Raw genomic sequence first — 20,526 nt, forward strand, 5'->3', positions numbered from 1 at the left:
ATCTTAAGTTCAGGCGAATGGGTTAACCCTATCGCATTTAGATTTGATACTAGTCTTGATTTGACTCCATTTACCTTTGCAGGTGATGCCAGTAATGATACTGCGTATTGGATTGGAGTAGAAATGGGTACAGCTACCAATCAAGCAACTGTTTTCTGGTTGTACACAGATGGTCAAGGTCTAGAAGGCGAGCCAATGGCACAGTATAATGCTGTTGATGGTTTCTGGAGTGTACCAGAACCAACTAGAGAGGTAGGTTATATCTTCTCAGGAGAATGTTCTCCATTAAGTGTTGCTGATAACACGTTGGCTGGGTTTAATTTCTACCCGAACCCAACATCAGGTTCGCTTACTTTGAGTGCTGCTAATACTATTGACGCCGTATCTTTCTACAACCTATTGGGTCAGAAAGTACTGGATGTTGATGTTGACGCAACCACTTCAGAGATTAATATCTCAGGGCTTAAAACCGGAACTTACATTATGGAAGTTTCTGTAGCCGGTCAAGTAGGTACGTATAGAGTATTGAAAAACTAAGCCTTTATATATAAATATAAATAGGTATTGCTTAAAAGCCATTCACGAAAGTGAATGGCTTTTTTGCGTGTTTAATAGACCATTTATTAGATTGGTGCTGCTAAATGTGTCCAGAACAATGTCTTTACTTCTAAATGTAATAAGGGTTTTTAACAGGGATTGAGGATTTGTTTTTTTTGGGAAATGTATGCTATTAGCAACAAGAGCTAATTGAGAACTTAATTGCTGTTAATTTTAAGGTTAAAACAATCCTTTGATTAACTTTGCGGAATGCAGCGAAAATATTCTTTTATAATTCCGGTTTATAACCGCCCTCAAGAAGTAAAAGAGCTCCTAGCGAGTTTTGTAAACCTTGAGTTTGAAAGAGACTATGAAATTGTTTTGGTGGAGGATGGCTCCACAGTAACCTCCGAAGCCATCGCGAATCAATACGCTGAAAAGCTTTCCATTTCATATTATTTTAAACCCAATTCTGGTCCCGGTGATTCGCGGAACTATGGTATGGAAAAAGCGGCAGGTGATTACTTTATAATCCTTGACTCAGACTGCTTACTGCCTCCGCATTACTTAAATACAGTTGATGCATTTCTCAACAACAAGTTTTACCACTGTTTTGGCGGTGCAGATGCTGCTCATAAAAGTTTTTCGCCCTTACAGAAAGCAATTAATTATGCAATGACCTCGTTTTTAACCACGGGCGGAATACGAGGAAGTGAAGCCAGTGTTAATCGCTTTGAGCCTAGAAGCTTTAACATGGGGATTTCAAAAGAAGCATTTCAGAAAACGGGAGGTTATTCTAAAATCCATCCTGGAGAAGACCCCGACCTCTCCCAACGTATTTTAAAAGCGGGCTTTAACACAACATTTCTGCCCAATGCGTATGTGTATCATAAAAGACGAATTTCGTGGCAAAAATTTCATACCCAGGTTAAAAAATTTGGTCTTGTTAGGCCTATTCTGAATAAATGGCACCCTTCAGCATCTAAAATTACATTCTGGTTTCCAACCTGCTTTATATTTTTTGTTTTGGCGTCCTTGATACTTGCAATATTCCTGAATATAGCCTTCCTAATTCCTTTATTTATATATATTGTACTGATTCTGATTGATGCTAGCATTAAAAACAAGAGTCTGAGGATAGGTTTCTTGTCTATTTTGGCTGTATTCGTACAGTTTTTTGGATACGGATTTGCATTTCTAAAATCTACTATATTTATAAAACTTCTAAAGAAAGATCCGCAGAAACAATTTCCATCCTTATTTTTTAAGTAACTTTATTGCAATCCAAGATACGTATTATGGTGAAAGGTTTTTTTAAAAATGGCAAGAATGTAAAAGCAAAACGTGTGCTGTTTTTTCTGTTTCTAGCTACTATATTTTGGATTTTAACAAAATTCAGTAAAGAGTTTACCTCTAAAATGAAGGCTGAAATTCAATATAAAAATATACCTGAAACTGCGGCATTGGCTGAGGGCAATAAAAAAGAAATCACCTTTGATCTAACTGCAAATGGCTTCGAAATTCTTTTTTACAAGTTTAAAAAACCCAAAATAGCAGTTCAGGTAGGGAAATTTTACGAAAGTGAACACGATGGCTTTAAACTAGGGAAATCTGAATTGATGCGAATGGTGTCCTCAAACTTCAACCGAAACCTCGCAATAAATAACCTTTCTATAGATTCGCTTTATGTAAACCTAGATCCAATTATACTTAAAAAGGTTAAAGTGGTTCCTAAAACAGCTATAAATTATAAAGTCGGTTTTAAGGCGCTAGACAGCTTGCAGGTAACTCCAGATTCTGTAACGGTTTCGGGGCCTTCAGGTGTTTTGGGGGATATTCATACTGTAGAAACTGAACTTATTTCACTTAAAAATGTTGAAAAAAGTATTTCACAATCCGTTTCCGTTGTTACTGAGAATACCGAAATAGTTTCCATAAAACCCACAACCGTAAAAATTGAGTTGAAAGTTGCCGAATTTTCACAAGGTGAATTTATATTGCCTGTTGAAGTGATAAACTTACCACCCAATATTGAAGTTAAGCTAATACCTAGAACGTTACAAGTTACTTTTGATGTTTCCGTAGATGATTTTGTCCAAATTATGAAAGAAGACTTTAGGCTTGTCTGCGATTATTCAAAACGAAATAAAGAAGAGAACTTTATGATGCCTTTTTTCGAAAAAAAGCCGAAAAACGTTTATAACCTAACGCTTGAGCCAAAAAAAGTTGATTTTTTTATCTTCAAATAATAGAGAACAATGAAAGTAATTGGCTTAACCGGAGGCATAGGAAGTGGAAAAACTACAGTGGCAAAAATGTTTGCTGAATTGGGGGTTCCGGTTTATATAGCCGATATCGAAGCCAAGAAGCTTACCAATTCTTCCAAATTAATTAGGCGAGAACTAACTGAACTTTTGGGAGAAGAAGCTTATTTAGAAGGAGTTTTAAACCGGAAGTATGTAGCAGATAAAATTTTTAATGATAAAGCCTTGTTGGAAGCTGTGAATAAAATCATTCACCCAAGAGTGGGGGCACACTTTGAAGCTTGGGCTGCCCAACAAAATTCGGCCTATGTTATACAAGAAGCGGCAATTCTTTTTGAAAATGGAAGCTATAAAAAGTTTGATAAGGTTATTCTTGTAACCGCACCTAGAGAAACACGTATTGCTAGAGTCATGGAACGCGATAACACAGCTGCTGCTGAAGTTGAACAACGAATGAACAATCAGTGGAGTGATGAAAAAAAGAAGGTTCTAGCCGATTTTATTATAGAAAATATAGATTTAGAGACTACTCAAAAGACTGTGCAGGCCCTGCATCGCTCCCTTAGCTGACCCCTATAACACCATTGACGTGTTGTTATGTTAACTTTTGGTTAAATGGAGGAATGACTAAATGTTAAAATCTTACTTTTGGGTTATGAATAAAAAGCTATTCGTATTGCTTATAGCTCTTATGAGCCTCTCATTGTTGGGAATAGTATTTGTTCAGGGGTATTGGATATCTAATGCGTATCGTACCAAAGCCGATCAATTTACTATTAACGCAAAACAAGCGCTGTTATCAGTCTCAAAAAAGATTAAAAATAGGGAGGTTGAAGCCTATTACAAACTCTACCTTCCTTATGTTGATAGTATTCAGGTTCCTAATGATGCTACTTTTACCGAGTTAGCTTATAAAATACAAAATAAGAATACGAACGAAACTTATATTTTTACCGACGGAATTTTAGAGCAGGATTATAAGCTTTCTGCAGGTTTTTTTGATACTGATGCCGATTCAATTCAATTTAAAAAACTGACAAACAGAAAAACCAAGACTAAAATCTCACAAGGTCTTGACGGAACTACAATGACGGAAACCCGTGTAGAGTCCTTTTCAAGACTTAAAGATTATGAGCAAAATCAATTTGAAAGCTTTGTAAGCAATATCACTGCGCTTACACCCATCTATAAACGGGTAAGTGTTAGCGATATTTCAAACTTGATTAATAAGGAATTAAAAGAAAGAGGTTTAAAGTCTAAGTTTGAATTTGCAGTTTATAGCAATAACCTTGAAACAAAAGTGCGTTCAAAAAACTTTAAGTACGATGATGAAAGCACCTATATTGTTCCGCTATTTGACGGAGAAAAGAAGAGTGGATATGAATTATATGTAGATTTTTCAGAACGGAAAAAGGTTGTACTGAGTAGTATTTTGGGAATGGCAATATTATCTCTGGTTTTTACGGCAGTAATTATACTTGCTTACTCCAGTGCAATTTCACAAATTTATAAGCAGCGCCAAATATCGCAGATAAAAACGGACTTTATCAACAACATGACCCATGAGTTTAAAACACCGATAGCGACAATCAACCTTGCTTTAGACTCGTTAAAAAACCCGAAAGTAAAAGATAACCGGGAGTTTTTAGAACGGTATTTAGGCATGATTAGGGATGAAAATAGAAGGATGCATGCCCAAGTAGAAAACGTGCTTCGAATTTCAAAACTTGAAAAAAATGAACTTGATCTGCCAAAAGAACGAGTTAGTTTACAAAAAGTTGTTGAAGAAGCTATATCGCATGTAAGCTTGATTGTTGAAGATAGAGGCGGGTATATTAAAACGCATTATGGCGCATTACAGTCTGCTGTTCTGGCCAATGAATCGCATTTAACAAATGTAATCGTTAACCTTTTAGACAATGCCGTAAAATACTCTGACGATGAGCCTAAAATAGATATTTATTCAGAAAACGGGAAGAATAGCGTTATTTTGAAAATAAGAGATCAAGGAATGGGTATGAGCAAACCTGTTCAGAAAAAAATATTTGAAAAATTTTATAGAGAACACACGGGTGATATTCACAACGTGAAAGGTCATGGCCTTGGCCTAGCTTATGTAAAGCGAATTTTGGACGATCACGATGCCGAGATCTATGTAGAAAGCGACAAAGGAAAAGGCAGCACATTTATACTAAAACTACACTTAATATCTTAAAATTATGGAAACAGAAAACAAAAAAATCCTTCTTGTTGAAGACGACCCGAACTTTGGGACGGTACTGAAAGACTATCTTGCTATGAACGATTATAACGTTACACATGCAAAAAATGGAATGGAAGGTTTCGAGAAATTTAAAAAAGACGACTTTGATCTTTGTATTCTCGATGTAATGATGCCTTATAAAGATGGGTTTACACTTGCTAAAGAAATTCGCGAGAAAAACGAAGACGTGCCTATCATCTTCTTAACAGCCAAAGCAATGAAAGAAGACGTGCTTAAAGGTTATAAAGTTGGGGCAGATGACTACTTGAACAAACCTTTTGATAGTGAGGTGTTATTGATGAAAATTAAGGCCATTATCCAGAGGAAAGCAACCGATTCTATTGCAGATAGCAAACAATTTGAATTTGAAATGGGTGATTTTCACTTAAATTCAAAACTTCGTTTCTTAACCTATAATAATGAAACACCCCCAATTAAACTTTCACCAAAAGAAAATGAGTTGTTGCGACTATTGGCACTTCATAAAAACGATTTGATGCCAAGAGAACTTGCGCTAACGAAAATTTGGAGAGACGATAATTATTTTACTTCTAGAAGTATGGACGTTTATATTGCTAAACTACGTAAATACCTGAGTAAAGACGACGGTGTTGAAATTATCAATATTCATGGCGAAGGCTTCCGCTTAGTTGTAAAAGACGAAGTTGATAATTAATCTTATATATTAAGATAAGTGTAAAAAAACGCTTCTAAAGGGCGTTTTTTTCTTTTATAAAACCAACTATTGCTTCAAAGTTGGTCTGATAGTCAAACCAATGGATGTCCTCATTTTTCTTAAACCAGGTATTCTGCCGCTTAGAAAACCTACGCGTATTCTTTTTTATTTCTGCAATGGCCTCTTCCTTGGTAATCATACCGTCAAAATAATTAAACAGTTCTCGGTAGCCAACGGTCTGAAGAGCGTTTAAGGCCTTATGTGGGTACAAATTTTTGGCTTCCTCCAGTAATCCATTTGCAATCATTTGATCCACGCGTTCGTTAATACGATTGTATATAATTGCTCTTTCAGCAGTTAAACCAATAAAAATAGTCTTAAAACTTCGTTTGTCCGATTCCTTATTTAAAAAGGACGAATATGGTTTTCCCGTACCGCGACAAATTTCTAAGGCACGCACCAACCTATGGGGGTTGTGAATATCAACTTTCTCAAAATATATGGGGTCTTTCTCTTTTAGCTCTCTTTGAAGGGCTTCAATGCCATTTTCCGCAACCTCTGCATTCAAGGCTTCCCTAATGTGTGGCGAAACCTTTGGGAACTTGTCTAAGCCCTTTACAACAGCATCAACATATAGCCCAGAACCACCAACCATAATGCAAACGGAATTTCTTTGAAATATACTTTCTAGGCATGTTAAGGCATCAGTCTCAAAATCACCTACCGAATAATTCTGAAACACACTAATATTTTGTATAAAGTGGTGCTTGGCAGCATTCAGTTCATCTTGAGAAGGCACAGCGGTTCCGATGTTCATTTCTTTATAAAACTGTCGTGAATCGGCCGAAATTATTTCAGAAGAAAAAGCATTTGCTAATTTAATAGCAAGTGCAGTTTTCCCTATAGCGGTAGGGCCAACCACACAAATAAGCGTGGGTGTTTTAGAATTCATGAAGCTTCGTAATTTTCTGGCGGATGAAGTTCTGTGCCGCATCTATAACAAAATTCAGCATCGTCTCGGTGTTTTTTTGCGCCACAATTGCTACAATACTGGGTGTTAACATGCACAAAATCTTTCCCATCCTTTTTTACGTATTGCGCGCTAACGATACCTGTTGGTACTGCGATAACCCCATAACCTAAAATCATAATTAAGGTTGCCAAAAACTGACCCGCAGGCGTAACGGGAGCAATATCGCCAAAACCTACCGTAGTAAGGGTAACAATACACCAATAAACACTTACAGGAATACTTTTAAAGCCGCTTTCTTCGCCTTCAATTAAATACATTAAGGTACCTGCAATGATGGCGACAATGAGTACAGCGAAAATAAAAATGAATATTTTTGCCCTACTTTCAATAAGAGCCTTTCGGAGTTTATTTCCTTCCCCTACGTAACGTGTTACTTTTAAAATTCTAAACACACGTAGTAATCGAAGCGCACGAACAGTAAGTAAGTAAGTACTTCCAACAACAATAAAAGATAGATAAAGCGGAATTGTAGAGAGTAAATCAATAACGCCATAAAAGCTAAAAATATACTCTTTTGGTTTTTTTACGGTAACAATCCGTGCAATGTATTCAATTGTAAAAAAGATGGTAATGATCCATTCAATAACATAAAATAATTGATGGTATTTTATATCAATAGATTTTACGCTTTCAAGCATAACAATAATAACACTCACTAAAATTAAAATGAGCAGAATTATATCAAAAAGCCTTCCCATTGGGGTGTCGGCCTCATAAATGATATCATGAAGTTTTCGACGCCAAGAAATTTTATGGGGTGGTTTGGGTGTCAAATGCGAGTTTTTTTATTGTCTAAAATAAACAACTTTCCTTAAATAATACGCTAACTTGGTAGTTTAAGCGTTTTAAGCACTTTACGTCTTCTAAGGTAGTTATGCAAAATATGCTGTACATCGCGATTGTTCTGCATGGGGTTAATGATTGTTTTTAAAATCTCTGGATTGTTAATTTGATGGTTTAAATTGTAAAAACCATAGCCTTTATAGATACCGTTTTCTATTAAAATTACCGAGCGTTCGTCAATATCGCGGCCTCTATCTATAAGCAATATGTTTTGGTTTTCATAACTGTGCTCTTCCATAAAAGCATTCACTCGTTTATTGTAATCCATGGCCAATTCCTCCCTGGCGCAGGCACCTGAACAGTTTTTCGCATTATGTTTACAGCATTGTGCTGTCGAGTCAAAAATACCAGTTAGCTTTTGGCATAAATGATAGGTTTCAGTTATTTCTGAAAGCATCGATTTTGCCTGCTGATAGTTGCTAAAAGTAAGAATTGCTTTTTTGCGCCGATCGGCTTTTTCTATTTTAAAACTCTTGTAACCATCTTCATTCACAAAACAAGCAAGTTGATGTGTAAAGCTAGGCTTTCGTTGTACTTTATTGTAAATAGGTTTGTTTAGTTTTAATTCTTCATATTCCTTTAAGAGGGCGATTAACTCATTACCTGTTTTTTCAAAAGAAACAGACTTTACTTCAAGCTGTATTTTTTTAGATTTTCTGTTGTTGCTGGTAAAGTGCTGGGTCAATCTTTTCTTAATATTCTTGTTCTTGCCAATATAGATAATCTTTCCGGCATTGTTACGCATATAATAAACGCCAGTTTCAGAGGGAGTATCTTTGATAATATCCAATAGCCTGGGTTTTAATTGTTTTTTAGGCTCTAATCGTAGCGTTTCAGAAATTATTTTTTTTGAAGTGTCTTTGGCGAGCAGTAGTTTAAAAAGTGCTACTGTAGCTTTTGCATCGCCTTGTGCTCGGTGCCTATCGGTTAATGGAATTCCTAAATACCTCACCAGTTTCCCCAAGCTATACGAAGGCATGTCCGGAATTAACTTCTTGGATAGCTCTACCGTGCAGAGGGTTTCTTTTTGAAATTGATAGCCCAAACGATCAAACTCTGTAGTGAGAATTCTATTGTCAAAAAGTGCGTTGTGTGCAACGAGTATGCAACCTTCTGTAATTTCTATAATTCGCTTTGCCACCTCGTAAAATTTTGGGGCTTGCTGCAGCATTTTATTGTTAATGCCCGTGAGTTTTACTACAAAGGGTTGGATTGGTCTTTCTGGGTTTACTAGGCTTGAAAACTGATCTACAATTTCATGACCATCAAACCTGTAAATGGCAATTTCGGTGATTCCTTCCTCATTGTACTTTCCGCCCGTAGTCTCTATATCTAAAATTGCGTACACTTGTAAAAGTTATTGTATTATTTGTTAATTGAATATGGTGGTTAGCGGGTTTTAAATTTATCTAGCCCCAAAAATTGCGCTCCCAACTCGAACCATATTACTTCCGTTTTTTAAAGCAATTTTATAATCGCCGCTCATGCCCATACTTAAAATTTTAAATGTGGAATGCTGAGCTTTAAATTTATCGAAAATGTTTTTTAACTTCTGAAATTCTTCTGAAACCTGTTTTTCGTCTTCGGTGAATGTTGCCATTCCCATCAAGCCGATTATTTTTATGTTTTCATAGTTTTTTACATTTTCTGAAGCAAGAAGAGCTTCGGCGTCTGCTTTGTCCATGCCAAACTTACTGTCTTCAGCTGCTATTTTAATCTGAAGCAGACAATCTATAACGCGATCGTTCTTTTTTGCCTGTTTGTTTATTTCTTTCAATAGTCTTGGGCTGTCAACGGCGTGTATCATGCTTACAAAAGGCGCCATGTACTTTACCTTGTTGCGCTGTACATGCCCAATCATGTGCCATTGGATGTCCTTTGGCATTTCTTGCCATTTGGCCTCCAATTCCTGTACTTTGTTTTCTCCAAAAATACGATGCCCGGCATTGTAGGCTTCCATTATTTCGGAAACGGGTTTGGTTTTAGAAACCGCCACTAGTGTAACATCATCTGGTAATTCGCTTTTAAATTTATCTAAATTATCTGAAATCATATCTATCTTCTTTTTTCCTTCATCTTTCCATTTTGTCAAAACTCATAAACCGTAACTCCGCTTCGCAGTTTTGGCTCAATATAGGTGCTTTTTGGAGGCATTTTTAAACCTTGATCGGCAATATGTCTCATTTCCTCTGTAGTTACAGGCAATAACCCAAAGCCTACAGCAAAGGCTCCTGAATCTACAACGGTTTTTACATAGGCCAAATCTTTTTTACCGTGCGAATATTCTATGCGCTGGTCGTTGCGTAGGTCCTCAATACCCAAAAGTGGTTTTAAAATTGTAACATACAAAATATGTGTATCTAGAGCGTCTAATGCATTTGTAATTTTATACTTGCTCTTTCTAAGGTGTAGCGAGTAAAATTCGCCATCCAAATACATGCTAAAGTGGTTTACTTTAGAAGGCTTATAATAATCCGTTCCTCGGTTTTCTATACGGTAATACTCATCTAAACGTATTAAAAACTCTTCTTTTTCTAAGCCGTTGAGGTCTTTTATTAAGCGATTGAATTCATATATCTTTAAGTCGCTTTCTGGAATCAAATAGCTCATAAAATAATTATAGGCTTCAGTTCCGTTGTATTCTGGATCTTGATTTTTTAAATCTTCCGCCAATAAATAAGAGGAGGCCGATCGATGATGGCCATCGGCAATATACAAAGCGGGGATTGTTTTAAAAACATCTTGTATTTCTGTTAGAAGTGCTTCATCGTCCACATTCCATAAATAATGAGTGTCTCTGTAGGTGGTCGTAAACTCGTATTCTGGCCTGTTTTGCATTACCTTGGCAATAACCGACTTTAACTTTGGATTGTCAGGGTAGGTTAGAAGCACGGCTTCGGCGTTAAAACCTACAGTTTTTATGTATTTCTTTAACATTGAAACGCGGAACTCTAAAGTGTCTTCGTGTTTTTTAATTACATCGTCCTTATAGTCCTGAACACTTGCGGCGCCAACAATACCATTAAACTCAAGGCCATCGCGATTTACTATTTTGTAAATGTAAAAGGAAGGTTTTGGGTCTTGCATAAAAATACCGTCTTCCTTAAATTCTTGATAGCGGTTTTTAACCAAGCCATAACGCTCTTCGCCCGAAATATCTTTGTTAAAGCGATACCCCGGATTTACAATGTGCAAAAACGAAAACGGATTGTCCCGTAAGCGCGATTCTACCTGTGCTGCGGTATAGCTTTCATAAGAGCGTGCAGCAAGTAAATTTGCTTTATCTCGCGTAGGACGCACAGCCGTAAAAGGAATTATCTTAGCCAAGTTTATAGTTTATTTAAGGTTTAAAAGCCCGTTCATTTAAAAACCAGCCAAGCATAGAAAAGCCTCACGAATCAATTCGCCTAAACGCATTTTTTGTGAACTTTTCACTTTTCTAAGCTTCGGCTAGGCTTAAAAGAATTGCATTAGGCAAATTGTGCCGATACAACCGCTGCCTTCCTGTTTTCACTGTAATCGTAAAAGCCCTCTCCACTTTTGGCTCCAAGCTTTCCGGCCATTACCATGTTTACCAATAATGGGCATGGCGCGTATTTTGGATTTTTAAAGCCTTCATACATTACATTTAAGATAGAAAGACAAACGTCTAGACCAATAAAATCGGCTAGGGCTAAAGGACCCATTGGGTGCGCCATCCCTAGCTTCATCACGGTGTCAATCTCTTTAACGCCTGCAACCCCGTTGTAAAGTGTTTCTACGGCCTCGTTTATCATGGGCATAAGAATACGGTTTGCGACAAAACCTGGGTAGTCATTTGCTTCCACAGGCACCTTGTTGAGCTTTGTTGAAAGCTCTTCCACGGTTTTATAAGTGGCTTCACTAGTACTGTAGCCTTTTATTACTTCAACCAATTTCATGATGGGTACAGGATTCATAAAATGCATGCCAATCACTTTTTCCGGTCGGTTGGTAACCGAGGCTATCTTTGTAATAGAAATGGATGAGGTGTTGCTGGCTAAAATGGTTTCTTCAGCACAAAACTTGTCTAAGTCGCGGAAAATATTCAGTTTTAGATCTACATTTTCAGTGGCAGCTTCCACTACCAAACCAACAGATTTAACGCCTTCTTCCAAATTAGTGAAGGTTGTAATGTTGTTTAATGTACGCTTTTTATCTTCTTCAGAAATTTTTTCCTTCGCCACCATGCGGTCCAAATTTTTGGTGATGGTAGCCATTCCTTTATCAAGCGATGCTTGCGAAATATCAATTAAGTTTACTTTATAATCAAATTGCGCGAAAGTGTGGGCTATTCCATTGCCCATTGTTCCTGCGCCTATTACAGCTGTGTTTTTCATTTTTACTTAGTTTTATTTATTAATTTTTTTCCGTGCCAAGGGCAGTAGTCCCAATTGCCATTCAACATTTCATTGTCGGTTGGGCAGATTTTTTTCTGAACCAAGGCAGCCAGCGGAAGCTTATATATAAAATCTTCGTTGTTTACGTGTATCTTTAGTTCTCCTTTTTGGTACGGTCCTGCAATAAGATTGCCATGCTTGTCTATATTTTTAAAAGCAAAAAAGTTCATTTTCTCGCCAAACTGGCCTAACATACTTTTCATTGTTGGCTTTATCATTTCTAAAAGTTCAAACACTTCTTCGTTACCTTCTTGTTTAATGGGAGTGACTGTTTTTCCAGCTACATTGGTAAGGCTAACTTCAATCTCGTTACTCCTCATACCGGCGTAAAGCGTCATATTAATATCAACAACAGATACGATGGTATAGTTGGCTAAAACCGCTGTTAACTGCTGTTGCATTTCCTGGTTGGAATACTTAGTGTCATTTAACGCGGCATCCCAATATTCATTAGGAATCCACCAAACTTGTTTAAGGTTGCTGTCATTTTTTTTCGTGATGATTAACTCATTCACCAACTCCATAAAATCTACCTGAGTGGTCTTTACTTGGGCAAAAATCTGACTGGAAAAAAATAGAATTAAAAGGGAAGCAAACACTCTAAGCATCTAAATCTTCTTAAAGTTTTCAATAATCAACATAGCAACACGGAGCGCTTCGGTGCCTTGCCTTAAAGAAACTTCTGGAGTGCGGTCTGCTTTTATGGCTTCGTAAAAGCTTTCCAGTTCATCCAGAATGGCATTGTTGGCCACGATTTCTGGGTTTTCAAAATAGATTTGTTTTTTTACACCTTCGGCGTTGGTTAAAATCATTGCGTATTCATCTGGATCCTTTGGCGCATCTTTCATTTTTACCACCTCACATTCTTTCTCGAGAAAATCTACCGAAATATAAGCATCTCGCTGAAAGAAACGTGCTTTGCGCATTCGTTTTAGCGAAATACGGCTAGCGGTAAGGTTGGCTACGCATCCGTTTTCAAACTCTATGCGAGCGTTGGCTATGTCTGGCGTTTCGCTAATTACAGAAACACCGCTCGCGCTAACCTCTTTTACATCACTTTTAACTACGCTTAAAATGGCGTCTATATCGTGAATCATTAAGTCTAGCACCACAGAAACATCTGTTCCCCGCGGATTGAACTCTGCGAGTCTATGTGTTTCAATAAACATTGGGTTACTTATTTTGCTTTTTATAGCCTGAAATGCTGGGTTAAACCGCTCTACTTGGCCTACCTGCCCGCGCACTTTGTATTCTTTTGCTAAATCGCGAATTTTTTCTGCCTCAGATACGCTTTGCGTTATTGGTTTTTCAATAAAGAGATGTCTTCCGGCTTTAATAACTTTTTCGGCACATTCATAATGCTTGCTGGTTGGGGTTACCACTACTACCATTTCGCTTGCAGTTATAAGGTCTTCCATAGACGGAAAACTCTTATATCCAAACTCAGCCGTTATGGCTTCCGAAGCATTTTTATCTGCATCAAAAAAACCCACAAGTTCATACTTTGAGGATTGTTGTAGTAATTTTAAGTGTATTTTTCCTAAGTGACCTGCACCCAGAACTCCAGCTTTTAGCATTGTTCTTTGTTTTCTACAAATGTAAGGGTTTTATGCGAAAAAGTTTGAGGATTTATAGATTCAGAAATTTATAACTTTATGTAAAATGGCGTTTTGCACCTTGATCTAGCATATAAAAGGACAAATGTAGGTGAAGTGCGTCCCTCGCATTAATAAAAAATACCGCCCAATATCTGCGTTGTTTCGTTCTGTAGCTGCCATGACTGTTTTTAAAAATGAATTTTTGGTCAATCTGGAATGCGTTTTTTAACTGAAATAAGATTGCGGTAAGTTGGAGCTTGTTCGTCTTATTTGGTTACTTTGTAGAGTTAAACATCCACCTGGATTGATGTCGAGGTATAAACCGAAAAAAATAAACTTTAAAGTGAAAGATACATTTACCCATCAAGGCATGCGAAAGAATTTGGTAGAGATTCTTAAGAAGAAGGGAATCGAAGATAAAAACGTTTTAATGGCAATAGGGAAGATCCCGCGCCACCGTTTTATGGATTCTGGATTTATTGACCATGCATATGCTGACAAGGCGTTTCCTATTGAAGCGGATCAAACTATTTCGCAGCCTTATACTGTTGCAAGACAAACCGAACTTCTAGATGTAAAAAAAGACGATAAAATACTGGAGATAGGAACAGGGAGCGGATATCAAGCCGCAGTGCTTTTAGAGATGGGGGCAAGGCTTTACACAATTGAAAGACAAAATAAACTTTTTAAAAAAACACAGTCCTTTTTGCCAAAGCTAGGATATAAACCAAAACGAATGGTCTTTGGCGATGGCTATATTGGGCTGGAAAATGACGCACCTTTTGATGGAATAATTGTTACCGCTGGCGCTCCTTATGTGCCAAAAAATCTGTTGGCGCAATTAAAAGTTGGTGGAAAATTAGTGATTCCTGTAGGTGAAAATGTACAGATTATGACGGTGTTTTTACGCAAATCTGAAACCGAATTCGAGAAGGAAACCTATGGAGAATTTCGTTTTGTGCCGCTACTAGAGGACAAGAACTAACGGTTTAAGTGATACACTTCATTGTCTTGGTTGTCAGGGTCTGTAAGGTTGCAACTTGGAATAAATCCATGCTGTTTTAGTAGCTTTTTGGAAGGTGAATTCCGATAATCTGTGAACGCCATAATGGTTTGAAGCCCGTAATGTGTAAAGCCAAAATCTAACACGGCTTTTAGGGCTTCGCTCATAATTCCCTGACGGTGAAATATAGGATCTAGGTCGTAACCCACTTCTGCTGTTTTTCTGTCTGCTGAAAAATTTCGGAGGCCAATTGTACCAATTAAAGTAGGGGAGTCCTGAAGCATTATTCCCCAGGCTATAGCTTGGTTTGCGTTTATTGCAGCGGTTAATTTTTGAATATGTGCTGTCGCTATTTCCAAAGTTTGAGGCTGGGGTCTTTTAATATATCTGTTGACTGTTTTATCTGAACGGAGAAAATGAATCTGCACTGCGTCTGAAGCTACAACCTCTCTCAGGTACAGGCGTTTGGTGTTTAAGAATGGAAAAGGTATTGCCATGATAAGTGTTGGTTTTGTTGCGCTGTGATTGACTGATTTATAACCATATTGCAGCTCCAAGGGCTTAGTTTGCTTTTATAAACTTAACCAATTCATCTATAGATTCTTTGGCGGCTGCTTCATTGTATTTTAATAGGTATTTCTTCTTGCTTATAAAAGGGATGTATCTAAAGTACTTTCCTTTTTTTAGGCTCGCTACATCATATCCGTGATAGGCGTCATCATAGACTTTTATTGTAACGTTTTCAGTAACCATATGTTCTAAAATGTCGTCAACTTTTACAATTCGGTCTTTCCCGCCTGTCATAACTAACACCGGAACCTTTGGTTTAAGTTGAACCTCATAAGCATTTGCGGGATAGAATAATGCAATTGATTTTATATGTAGGTTTTTGAGTTGAATTGCATCGTTTGCCAAGGGAATTAATCCTAATCCAGCTCTGGACCATCCAACAATACTTCCGTTAGATTCTGAGGCTATATATTGCTGCTGTTTTGCCCATTTTAAAGCTTCCTTAAGTGTCCAAATAATTTGGGCAGGTTCTTCTTCATCTGCATCTCTATTAGAAGCTTTATAGGCTGCAACATTATCAACTAATAAAACGGAAACACCTTCGGAGTTTAGTTCTTTGGCTACGTTATAGTAATGTGTGGTGTCCTTAAAAATTCGTAAGCCACCGGTGCCGGGAAGAAATACAGCCCATTTTGAAGCGTCGTATTCTTGCGCTTTTTCAAAATGGAAGAAGTCGGTCATTTTCGCATCTTTCGGTACTTTCTGCGTGGGGATACAGCCCGTGAAGAGGGAAAGTATAAGTAGTAGTTTTAAAGTAGTTTTCATAGGTGCTTAAATTGATTGAGAGATGACGACTATACATTTTTGCGTTTATGCTATATCAAGTATATGAAGTTCTCAAGCCGTTTATTGCACTCTAAAATACTAAATTCTGTAAACCTATGCCTGTTAGGCAGCTTATTTAGAAGTTTTAATTACCCAATAAGTCTAAAAACTTCAACCCGAAAATGAATGCGCCGTGATTGCCGCCTTGGTAGTATGAGCGAACGTAGTCTACACGAAGCAAGCGAAACTTCCCAAAGCCAAGATTATCAATACCTATGGAAACTTCGGAATAAGGTTTGCGTTCCTCTGTACTTAAAAAGTGAGCGCCAGCAATTAAGTTGAGGTTTAGCTGATTAATACCGGGGATTTTCCCTAGAATCCAGCCGCGGAAATCGTGTTCCAGATGCCCTTCAAAATAACTCTTGTTCGTGCTGAACGCATAATACGGCATCAGATTAAAAACATTGGTGTAGTTGGCCGAAGTACCTACTCGAGTCTGATTTCCGTTAAAGTGTTTGTAATCAATAAAAGAGATTCCTTCGCCATTGGCAAAAGTACCACCCTTTAGGTTGTAGTAGAACTGCCCTTTGTTAGCGAGTGAAATAGATTGGTTTATACTTGCTTCAAACTGAGTGTAATCGTAACTAGAATTGGTTATTCCGGCTCCATTTTCCACCGAAATATTTAGCTCGGGAAATTTGTTATCGCCAATATTAAACTTCATATCTGGGTTTGAAAAATATTTTTGCGCAAAGTTGATACGCGCACGAAGCTTGGTTTTAACGATGTTGTGTTCCGCAATTGCCGCATTGTTGAAGTCATTGGGTGCTATTGGATTGTTGCTGGTGTAGCTAGTGCCATCATTGGGGATGGTAACGTAGTCTGTGTTGTTAAAAAGTGGGCTTCGGTTTTCGTATCCCGCAGAAGCATATAGGTGAAGCCCATTAAAAACCTCCTGACTGTAACCGATGCGGCCATAGTTTAGTTCGTAGATTTTCATATAGTTTCGCTCAAAGAGAAGCGTAGAAAAAGTATTTATAAAAGTTGAAATGGGTTCAGATTCGTTAAATTGGACAACTTTGCTTCCTCCAGAGAGTGAAAGTCTAAGCTTGTCTTTCCAGTTGAAGTTTCTCAATATTCCGGCAGTAAACCGCAATCTGTCTTCTGCAACTCCGTAACTGGCCCTAACTGCGGCGCTAAGGGTATTGGTCTGGTTATCGTCATACCATTTATTATAAGTTAATCCAGCTTTACTATTCCAGCCTTGTACGGTATTAAAATTTATTTTACTGATAGGCCCTTCGTATCCAACCGACCATTTTTCATAAGAGTTTTTATAAGTGTAACCTGTAAGTAAGCTAAGGATTCCGGGGGTGTTTGATTTAGCATCCAAGGAGTCTAAATAAGGTTTTGAGCTTCTCAATACTTGAATGCTGTCTTTTTTAATGTAATCTTTTAACTCTTCGTTGGTTAATGGCACGGGGCGATTTCCGGTCCAATAGAGACTGTCTTTTTTGTTGGCTTCCGGTTTAAAGGAAAGCACTTCATTAGTAAAGGTTTTATTTCCGAACACTGGCTTAAAGTCGTAATTGCTATACACGGCTATAAAGCGGCCATCACCTTCCATACCAAGAAGCCCGAAGCCGAAGTCTATGGTTTGCGAAATCTTTATCCAGTACTCATTTTTATTGTCTAGTTTATAATTCTGTTTTACCTGTATGTTGCTCACAAAGGGAACCTGAATAGCTGCGCCGGTTGCTGAAAGATCTGTGCCGTAAAGTTGCCAATCATCTTCCACGATATAAATAGAGCCTCGCCAAACCCTATCATTAGGGCGCTTTGGAGTTACCTTTATTTTATTAATGAGTTTGTTGCCTTCGTAAAATACACCTTCTAGTTTATAATTGTAATAGTTAAGCGCATTGTTGGCAATGGGCGATACCAGGGCTGCGTTCAAGTCTATTGTGTTTTCATAAAATGAAATATTAGCACTTTGAGCGCTGTTAAAGCTGAACCCGTTGTCGTTGCCACTAACCTTACTCGCAATTATTTTTTCGGTAAACTTATCGGGCTTTTGATAAGCGATCTCTGAAATGGTTTCAGAGAGATAAATAACACCTGTTCGCGTAGAATCCAACATCCCGTCAAAATCGCCAACTTCTTGGCCCATGATTTTTTCTGGAACATTTTCCACCTTCCAGAGTCCGCGCGAATAGAAATCGGCGGTGTATTCGCTCAATCTGGCTAGGTTTTCCTTTCGTTGTGCAATGGTAGCCCTAATAATACGGTATGCAGGATCTTCAGAAGTATTTAATAGTACTTCATCTAGGCTCGTTGATTCTTCTTCAAGTGAAACGTTTAAAATATATGGGAAGGAGGTAGGCGTGATGGTTTTTGTAAGCGTTTTATATCCCAAAAACTGAAAAGAAACCTTAACCTCGGCGTTTTCCGAAACATTTAAAGAGTAGTTGCCATCGTCATTTGTGGTAGTGCCTATATAGCTTTTCTGAAGATAAATATTTACATAGGGTAGGGGTTCGCCGTCGGTGTCGGTTACCTTCCCAACTATCTGGGCAGAAATGCTTGTGGATAGCAATAAAAAAAGAAGTAATAGTTTAGCCTGCATGTAAAAGTATTGAACCTATCGCAGATTGGTCCTTTTAGTTAAATAAGTTGATGCTGTAAGATCCTCCGTTCACCGCGCTTAGAAGGAATGATCTTATAGCTGCAAAATACTAATAAAAAGACTTTCTATTTGTTAAAGATATACTATGATTGGATTTTGGGTGTTTTTAAAGCAAACCCGCCTTAGGGTTCTTGAATTGGATGGGGCTAGCCTTGGTTAAAGGCTTTTTTAATACGGCTTAACTGTTTTTTGGAATCACGCTCTTTTATGGCCTCCCGCTTGTCGTATTCTTTTTTCCCACGACATAGGGCAATGTCCACCTTTGCCAAGCCTTTTTTATTGGTGAATAGTGTCAGGGGAATAATAGTTAACCCAGAGTTTTTTACTTGTTTTTCCAGTTTTTTTAACTCGCTGCGGTTTAAAAGCAATTTGCGTTCACTTTTTGGACTGTGATTGTAGTGCGTAGCATGGCTATACTCCTGAACGGTCATGTTTATTACGAAAAGCTCGTGATTGTTGAATTCGCAAAAACTCTCTGCAATGGAGGCTTTCCCTTCGCGAATAGCCTTTATTTCGGTGCCACGGAGTACAATACCTGCGGTATAAGTATCGAGGATTTCATATTCAAATCGCGCTTTACGATTCTTTATCTTTATGCTTTTTTGAATTGCCATAGCTACAAAAGTAGTATAATTATTTAGGCTTTAGGTATGAATTTTTGCCGCGTATGCTGCAAAGATTGGTTTGACGTTTAGAATATGAGGAAAACAGAGTCATAAATCTATGGATGCTAAAATTTTAATCTACCCTAAGAGTCGTTGCTGTTTTCTGGTCGTCGTTGAATATTACCTTAAAAAGTGTGGCATTGTCGGTATCGTCCATGTCTTTAAACTTCTTTTCGTCTATAAGTTTATTGACTAAATGTGGAATTGTATTGCTATGCCCTGCAATCAAAACGTTTTTGTGATATGTTTCTTTTAAAAATTCTTCCGAATAAAGAGTATGTGGCTCGTAATGTTTTGGGGAGATGTTTTTCTGCTTAGCGATAACCGATACGGTCTGTATTGTGCGAAGATAGCTGGTGGTGTAAATTTCGTCTAATGCTATAGAATCAAAATGCTTGGCCCAACCTTTTGCACGTCGTATGCCCTTGGTGGTAAGCCTAGGGTCCTGATTTTCTGGATCGGTTCGTGTTTTTTCGGCATGACGAATTAGATAATAGGTAGTGCTATTAGTTTGGGCTGAAGCTTCGTTGCTAGTATTGGAAATGCTGTTTTCTTCCTGGTCTTTATTCTTTTTCTCGCCACAGAAAGTGAAAAATGGTAATAGCGCTAGGATTATAAGGATATGCTTCATTGGTAAACAGTTAAAGTAACACTATTTAAGGTTTCTTAGCAAAGTTATAACGAATACCGGGAAATCTTTAATATTTCATTATAATATATTTAGATAATATGAATGTATATTTATTCCTGTAAATGATAATTTAATTTAACTTAAAACTAAAAGCTATGAATGAAGATCAGTTTAAAGGAAAATGGAATCAAATAAAAGGAAAGTTCAAACAAGAATATGCAGATCTTACCGATGACGATTTGCAATACGCGGAAGGTAAGTCTGATGAATTGCTTGGGCGTCTTCAAGAAAAAACAGGAAAGACCAAAGAGGAATTAAAAGAGCAAATTGACAAGTGGTAATTTCAGCTAAACTTTAAGTACCACTTTATTTGAAGCTAAGCCCATCAAAATTTTATACGCTAAAATTTTGATGGGCTTTTTTTGATTAAAAATCATTAGTGTCCGATTAAAAGAGTGAGAGAATTTGTTGAGTCACAGATAATAGGCAATTAGAATATTTTTTATTTAATGACAGCATGCTATTATACTTAGCATCAAAATTTATCAATTAAAAAGTATGTTTAATCAATTTT

The 20,526-nt window shown here is 37.4% G+C and carries 21 protein-coding genes; 8 read left to right on the top strand and 13 right to left on the bottom strand.

Going from position 1 to position 20,526, the window contains the following annotated elements; all coding sequences use genetic code 11:
- The 6 genes from QPK98_RS15310 to QPK98_RS15335 all read left to right on the top strand — a co-directional run.
- Window positions 1–537: T9SS type A sorting domain-containing protein (locus QPK98_RS15310; protein WP_310994345.1), on the top strand; the 537-nt coding region annotated here is incomplete at its 5' end.
- 270 nt (window positions 538–807) lie between these two features.
- Window positions 808–1,809 carry a glycosyltransferase family 2 protein gene (locus QPK98_RS15315; protein ID WP_310994347.1) on the top strand — a complete coding sequence of 334 codons (1,002 nt, stop codon included), beginning with the start codon at window positions 808–810 and terminating at the stop codon, window positions 1,807–1,809.
- A 26-nt stretch (window positions 1,810–1,835) separates the two neighbouring features.
- Window positions 1,836–2,786, top strand: coding sequence for a CdaR family protein (locus tag QPK98_RS15320; protein ID WP_310994348.1), 951 nt, complete (start codon window positions 1,836–1,838; stop codon window positions 2,784–2,786).
- A gap of 9 nt (window positions 2,787–2,795) precedes the next feature.
- Window positions 2,796–3,371: a dephospho-CoA kinase gene (gene coaE, locus QPK98_RS15325; protein WP_310994349.1), complete on the top strand. Its 576-nt coding sequence runs from the start codon at window positions 2,796–2,798 to the stop codon at window positions 3,369–3,371.
- An 85-nt stretch (window positions 3,372–3,456) separates the two neighbouring features.
- Entirely contained in the window at window positions 3,457–5,016 is a 1,560-nt protein-coding gene (locus QPK98_RS15330) for a sensor histidine kinase (RefSeq protein WP_310994351.1), read from the top strand.
- Window positions 5,017–5,020: 4 nt separating this feature from the next.
- Window positions 5,021–5,740 carry a response regulator transcription factor gene (locus tag QPK98_RS15335; RefSeq protein ID WP_310994353.1) on the top strand — a complete coding sequence of 240 codons (720 nt, stop codon included), beginning with the start codon at window positions 5,021–5,023 and terminating at the stop codon, window positions 5,738–5,740.
- Between the two features lie 34 nt (window positions 5,741–5,774).
- Here QPK98_RS15335 and miaA read toward each other — a convergent pair whose 3' ends face one another.
- The 8 genes from miaA to QPK98_RS15375 all read right to left on the bottom strand — a co-directional run bounded on the left by miaA (window position 5,775) and on the right by QPK98_RS15375 (window position 13,611).
- Window positions 5,775–6,692 carry a tRNA (adenosine(37)-N6)-dimethylallyltransferase MiaA gene (miaA, locus tag QPK98_RS15340; protein ID WP_310994354.1) on the bottom strand — a complete coding sequence of 306 codons (918 nt, stop codon included), beginning with the start codon at window positions 6,690–6,692 and terminating at the stop codon, window positions 5,775–5,777.
- Entirely contained in the window at window positions 6,689–7,471 is a 783-nt protein-coding gene (locus tag QPK98_RS15345) for an ion transporter (protein ID WP_310994370.1), read from the bottom strand. The genes miaA and QPK98_RS15345 overlap by 4 nt, the downstream gene beginning before the upstream one ends.
- A 125-nt stretch (window positions 7,472–7,596) precedes the next feature.
- Window positions 7,597–8,964, bottom strand: coding sequence for an exonuclease domain-containing protein (locus tag QPK98_RS15350; RefSeq protein ID WP_310994355.1), 1,368 nt, complete (start codon window positions 8,962–8,964; stop codon window positions 7,597–7,599).
- 57 nt (window positions 8,965–9,021) lie between these two features.
- Window positions 9,022–9,669, bottom strand: a complete 648-nt coding sequence (locus QPK98_RS15355) for a YggS family pyridoxal phosphate-dependent enzyme (protein WP_310994371.1) — start codon at window positions 9,667–9,669, stop codon at window positions 9,022–9,024.
- A gap of 35 nt (window positions 9,670–9,704) precedes the next feature.
- Window positions 9,705–10,943, bottom strand: coding sequence for a DUF1015 domain-containing protein (locus QPK98_RS15360; RefSeq protein WP_310994356.1), 1,239 nt, complete (start codon window positions 10,941–10,943; stop codon window positions 9,705–9,707).
- 143 nt (window positions 10,944–11,086) lie between these two features.
- Complete coding sequence (locus QPK98_RS15365) at window positions 11,087–11,974, bottom strand: 3-hydroxybutyryl-CoA dehydrogenase (RefSeq protein WP_310994357.1); 888 nt, start codon at window positions 11,972–11,974, stop codon at window positions 11,087–11,089.
- Window positions 11,975–11,976: 2 nt separating this feature from the next.
- On the bottom strand, window positions 11,977–12,642 hold the full coding sequence (locus QPK98_RS15370; RefSeq protein WP_310994358.1) for a hypothetical protein: 666 nt from the start codon (window positions 12,640–12,642) through the stop codon (window positions 11,977–11,979).
- On the bottom strand, window positions 12,643–13,611 hold the full coding sequence (locus QPK98_RS15375) for a Gfo/Idh/MocA family protein (protein ID WP_310994359.1): 969 nt from the start codon (window positions 13,609–13,611) through the stop codon (window positions 12,643–12,645).
- A gap of 364 nt (window positions 13,612–13,975) precedes the next feature.
- Here QPK98_RS15375 and QPK98_RS15380 point away from each other — a divergent pair, with 364 nt between their 5' ends.
- Window positions 13,976–14,617: a protein-L-isoaspartate(D-aspartate) O-methyltransferase gene (locus tag QPK98_RS15380; protein WP_310994360.1), complete on the top strand. Its 642-nt coding sequence runs from the start codon at window positions 13,976–13,978 to the stop codon at window positions 14,615–14,617.
- Here QPK98_RS15380 and QPK98_RS15385 read toward each other — a convergent pair.
- The 5 genes from QPK98_RS15385 to QPK98_RS15405 all read right to left on the bottom strand — a co-directional run bounded on the left by QPK98_RS15385 (window position 14,614) and on the right by QPK98_RS15405 (window position 19,952).
- Entirely contained in the window at window positions 14,614–15,132 is a 519-nt protein-coding gene (locus QPK98_RS15385) for a GNAT family N-acetyltransferase (RefSeq protein ID WP_310994361.1), read from the bottom strand. The two genes, QPK98_RS15380 and QPK98_RS15385, sit on opposite strands and share 4 nt — an antisense overlap.
- Before the next feature lie 64 nt (window positions 15,133–15,196).
- The gene (locus tag QPK98_RS15390; RefSeq protein WP_310994362.1) at window positions 15,197–15,970 is read right to left on the bottom strand and encodes a dienelactone hydrolase family protein; all 774 of its coding nucleotides are present in this window, start codon (window positions 15,968–15,970) and stop codon (window positions 15,197–15,199) included.
- A 145-nt stretch (window positions 15,971–16,115) separates the two neighbouring features.
- Window positions 16,116–18,596 (bottom strand): DUF5686 and carboxypeptidase regulatory-like domain-containing protein, encoded by a 2,481-nt coding sequence (locus QPK98_RS15395; RefSeq protein ID WP_310994363.1) that lies wholly within the window; start codon window positions 18,594–18,596, stop codon window positions 16,116–16,118.
- A gap of 206 nt (window positions 18,597–18,802) precedes the next feature.
- Entirely contained in the window at window positions 18,803–19,270 is a 468-nt protein-coding gene (smpB, locus tag QPK98_RS15400; RefSeq protein ID WP_310994365.1) for an SsrA-binding protein SmpB, read from the bottom strand.
- 124 nt (window positions 19,271–19,394) lie between these two features.
- Complete coding sequence (locus tag QPK98_RS15405; protein ID WP_310994367.1) at window positions 19,395–19,952, bottom strand: SixA phosphatase family protein; 558 nt, start codon at window positions 19,950–19,952, stop codon at window positions 19,395–19,397.
- Window positions 19,953–20,107: 155 nt separating this feature from the next.
- Here QPK98_RS15405 and QPK98_RS15410 point away from each other — a divergent pair, with 155 nt between their 5' ends.
- Window positions 20,108–20,293, top strand: a complete 186-nt coding sequence (locus tag QPK98_RS15410) for a CsbD family protein (RefSeq protein WP_310994369.1) — start codon at window positions 20,108–20,110, stop codon at window positions 20,291–20,293.
- Window positions 20,294–20,526: the final 233 nt, after the last annotated feature.

It is taken from the genome of Aequorivita marina, assembly GCF_031631895.2.
Lineage (GTDB): Bacteria > Bacteroidota > Bacteroidia > Flavobacteriales > Flavobacteriaceae > Aequorivita > Aequorivita marina.

What these genes read in the sequence shown, in the direction of transcription:
- coaE (WP_310994349.1), top strand. Translation starts at nt 2,796, where the DNA reads ATGAAAGTAATTGGCTTAACCGGAGGCATAGGAAGTGGAAAAACTACA.
- QPK98_RS15395 (WP_310994363.1), bottom strand. Translation starts at nt 18,596, where the DNA reads ATGCAGGCTAAACTATTACTTCTTTTTTTATTGCTATCCACAAGCATT.
- QPK98_RS15370 (WP_310994358.1), bottom strand. Translation starts at nt 12,642, where the DNA reads ATGCTTAGAGTGTTTGCTTCCCTTTTAATTCTATTTTTTTCCAGTCAG.
- QPK98_RS15330 (WP_310994351.1), top strand. Translation starts at nt 3,457, where the DNA reads ATGAATAAAAAGCTATTCGTATTGCTTATAGCTCTTATGAGCCTCTCA.
- QPK98_RS15335 (WP_310994353.1), top strand. Translation starts at nt 5,021, where the DNA reads ATGGAAACAGAAAACAAAAAAATCCTTCTTGTTGAAGACGACCCGAAC.
- smpB (WP_310994365.1), bottom strand. Translation starts at nt 19,270, where the DNA reads ATGGCAATTCAAAAAAGCATAAAGATAAAGAATCGTAAAGCGCGATTT.
- QPK98_RS15375 (WP_310994359.1), bottom strand. Translation starts at nt 13,611, where the DNA reads ATGCTAAAAGCTGGAGTTCTGGGTGCAGGTCACTTAGGAAAAATACAC.
- QPK98_RS15345 (WP_310994370.1), bottom strand. Translation starts at nt 7,471, where the DNA reads ATGGGAAGGCTTTTTGATATAATTCTGCTCATTTTAATTTTAGTGAGT.
- miaA (WP_310994354.1), bottom strand. Translation starts at nt 6,692, where the DNA reads ATGAATTCTAAAACACCCACGCTTATTTGTGTGGTTGGCCCTACCGCT.
- QPK98_RS15410 (WP_310994369.1), top strand. Translation starts at nt 20,108, where the DNA reads ATGAATGAAGATCAGTTTAAAGGAAAATGGAATCAAATAAAAGGAAAG.
- QPK98_RS15320 (WP_310994348.1), top strand. Translation starts at nt 1,836, where the DNA reads ATGGTGAAAGGTTTTTTTAAAAATGGCAAGAATGTAAAAGCAAAACGT.
- QPK98_RS15315 (WP_310994347.1), top strand. Translation starts at nt 808, where the DNA reads ATGCAGCGAAAATATTCTTTTATAATTCCGGTTTATAACCGCCCTCAA.
- QPK98_RS15390 (WP_310994362.1), bottom strand. Translation starts at nt 15,970, where the DNA reads ATGAAAACTACTTTAAAACTACTACTTATACTTTCCCTCTTCACGGGC.
- QPK98_RS15355 (WP_310994371.1), bottom strand. Translation starts at nt 9,669, where the DNA reads ATGATTTCAGATAATTTAGATAAATTTAAAAGCGAATTACCAGATGAT.
- QPK98_RS15385 (WP_310994361.1), bottom strand. Translation starts at nt 15,132, where the DNA reads ATGGCAATACCTTTTCCATTCTTAAACACCAAACGCCTGTACCTGAGA.
- QPK98_RS15405 (WP_310994367.1), bottom strand. Translation starts at nt 19,952, where the DNA reads ATGAAGCATATCCTTATAATCCTAGCGCTATTACCATTTTTCACTTTC.
- QPK98_RS15365 (WP_310994357.1), bottom strand. Translation starts at nt 11,974, where the DNA reads ATGAAAAACACAGCTGTAATAGGCGCAGGAACAATGGGCAATGGAATA.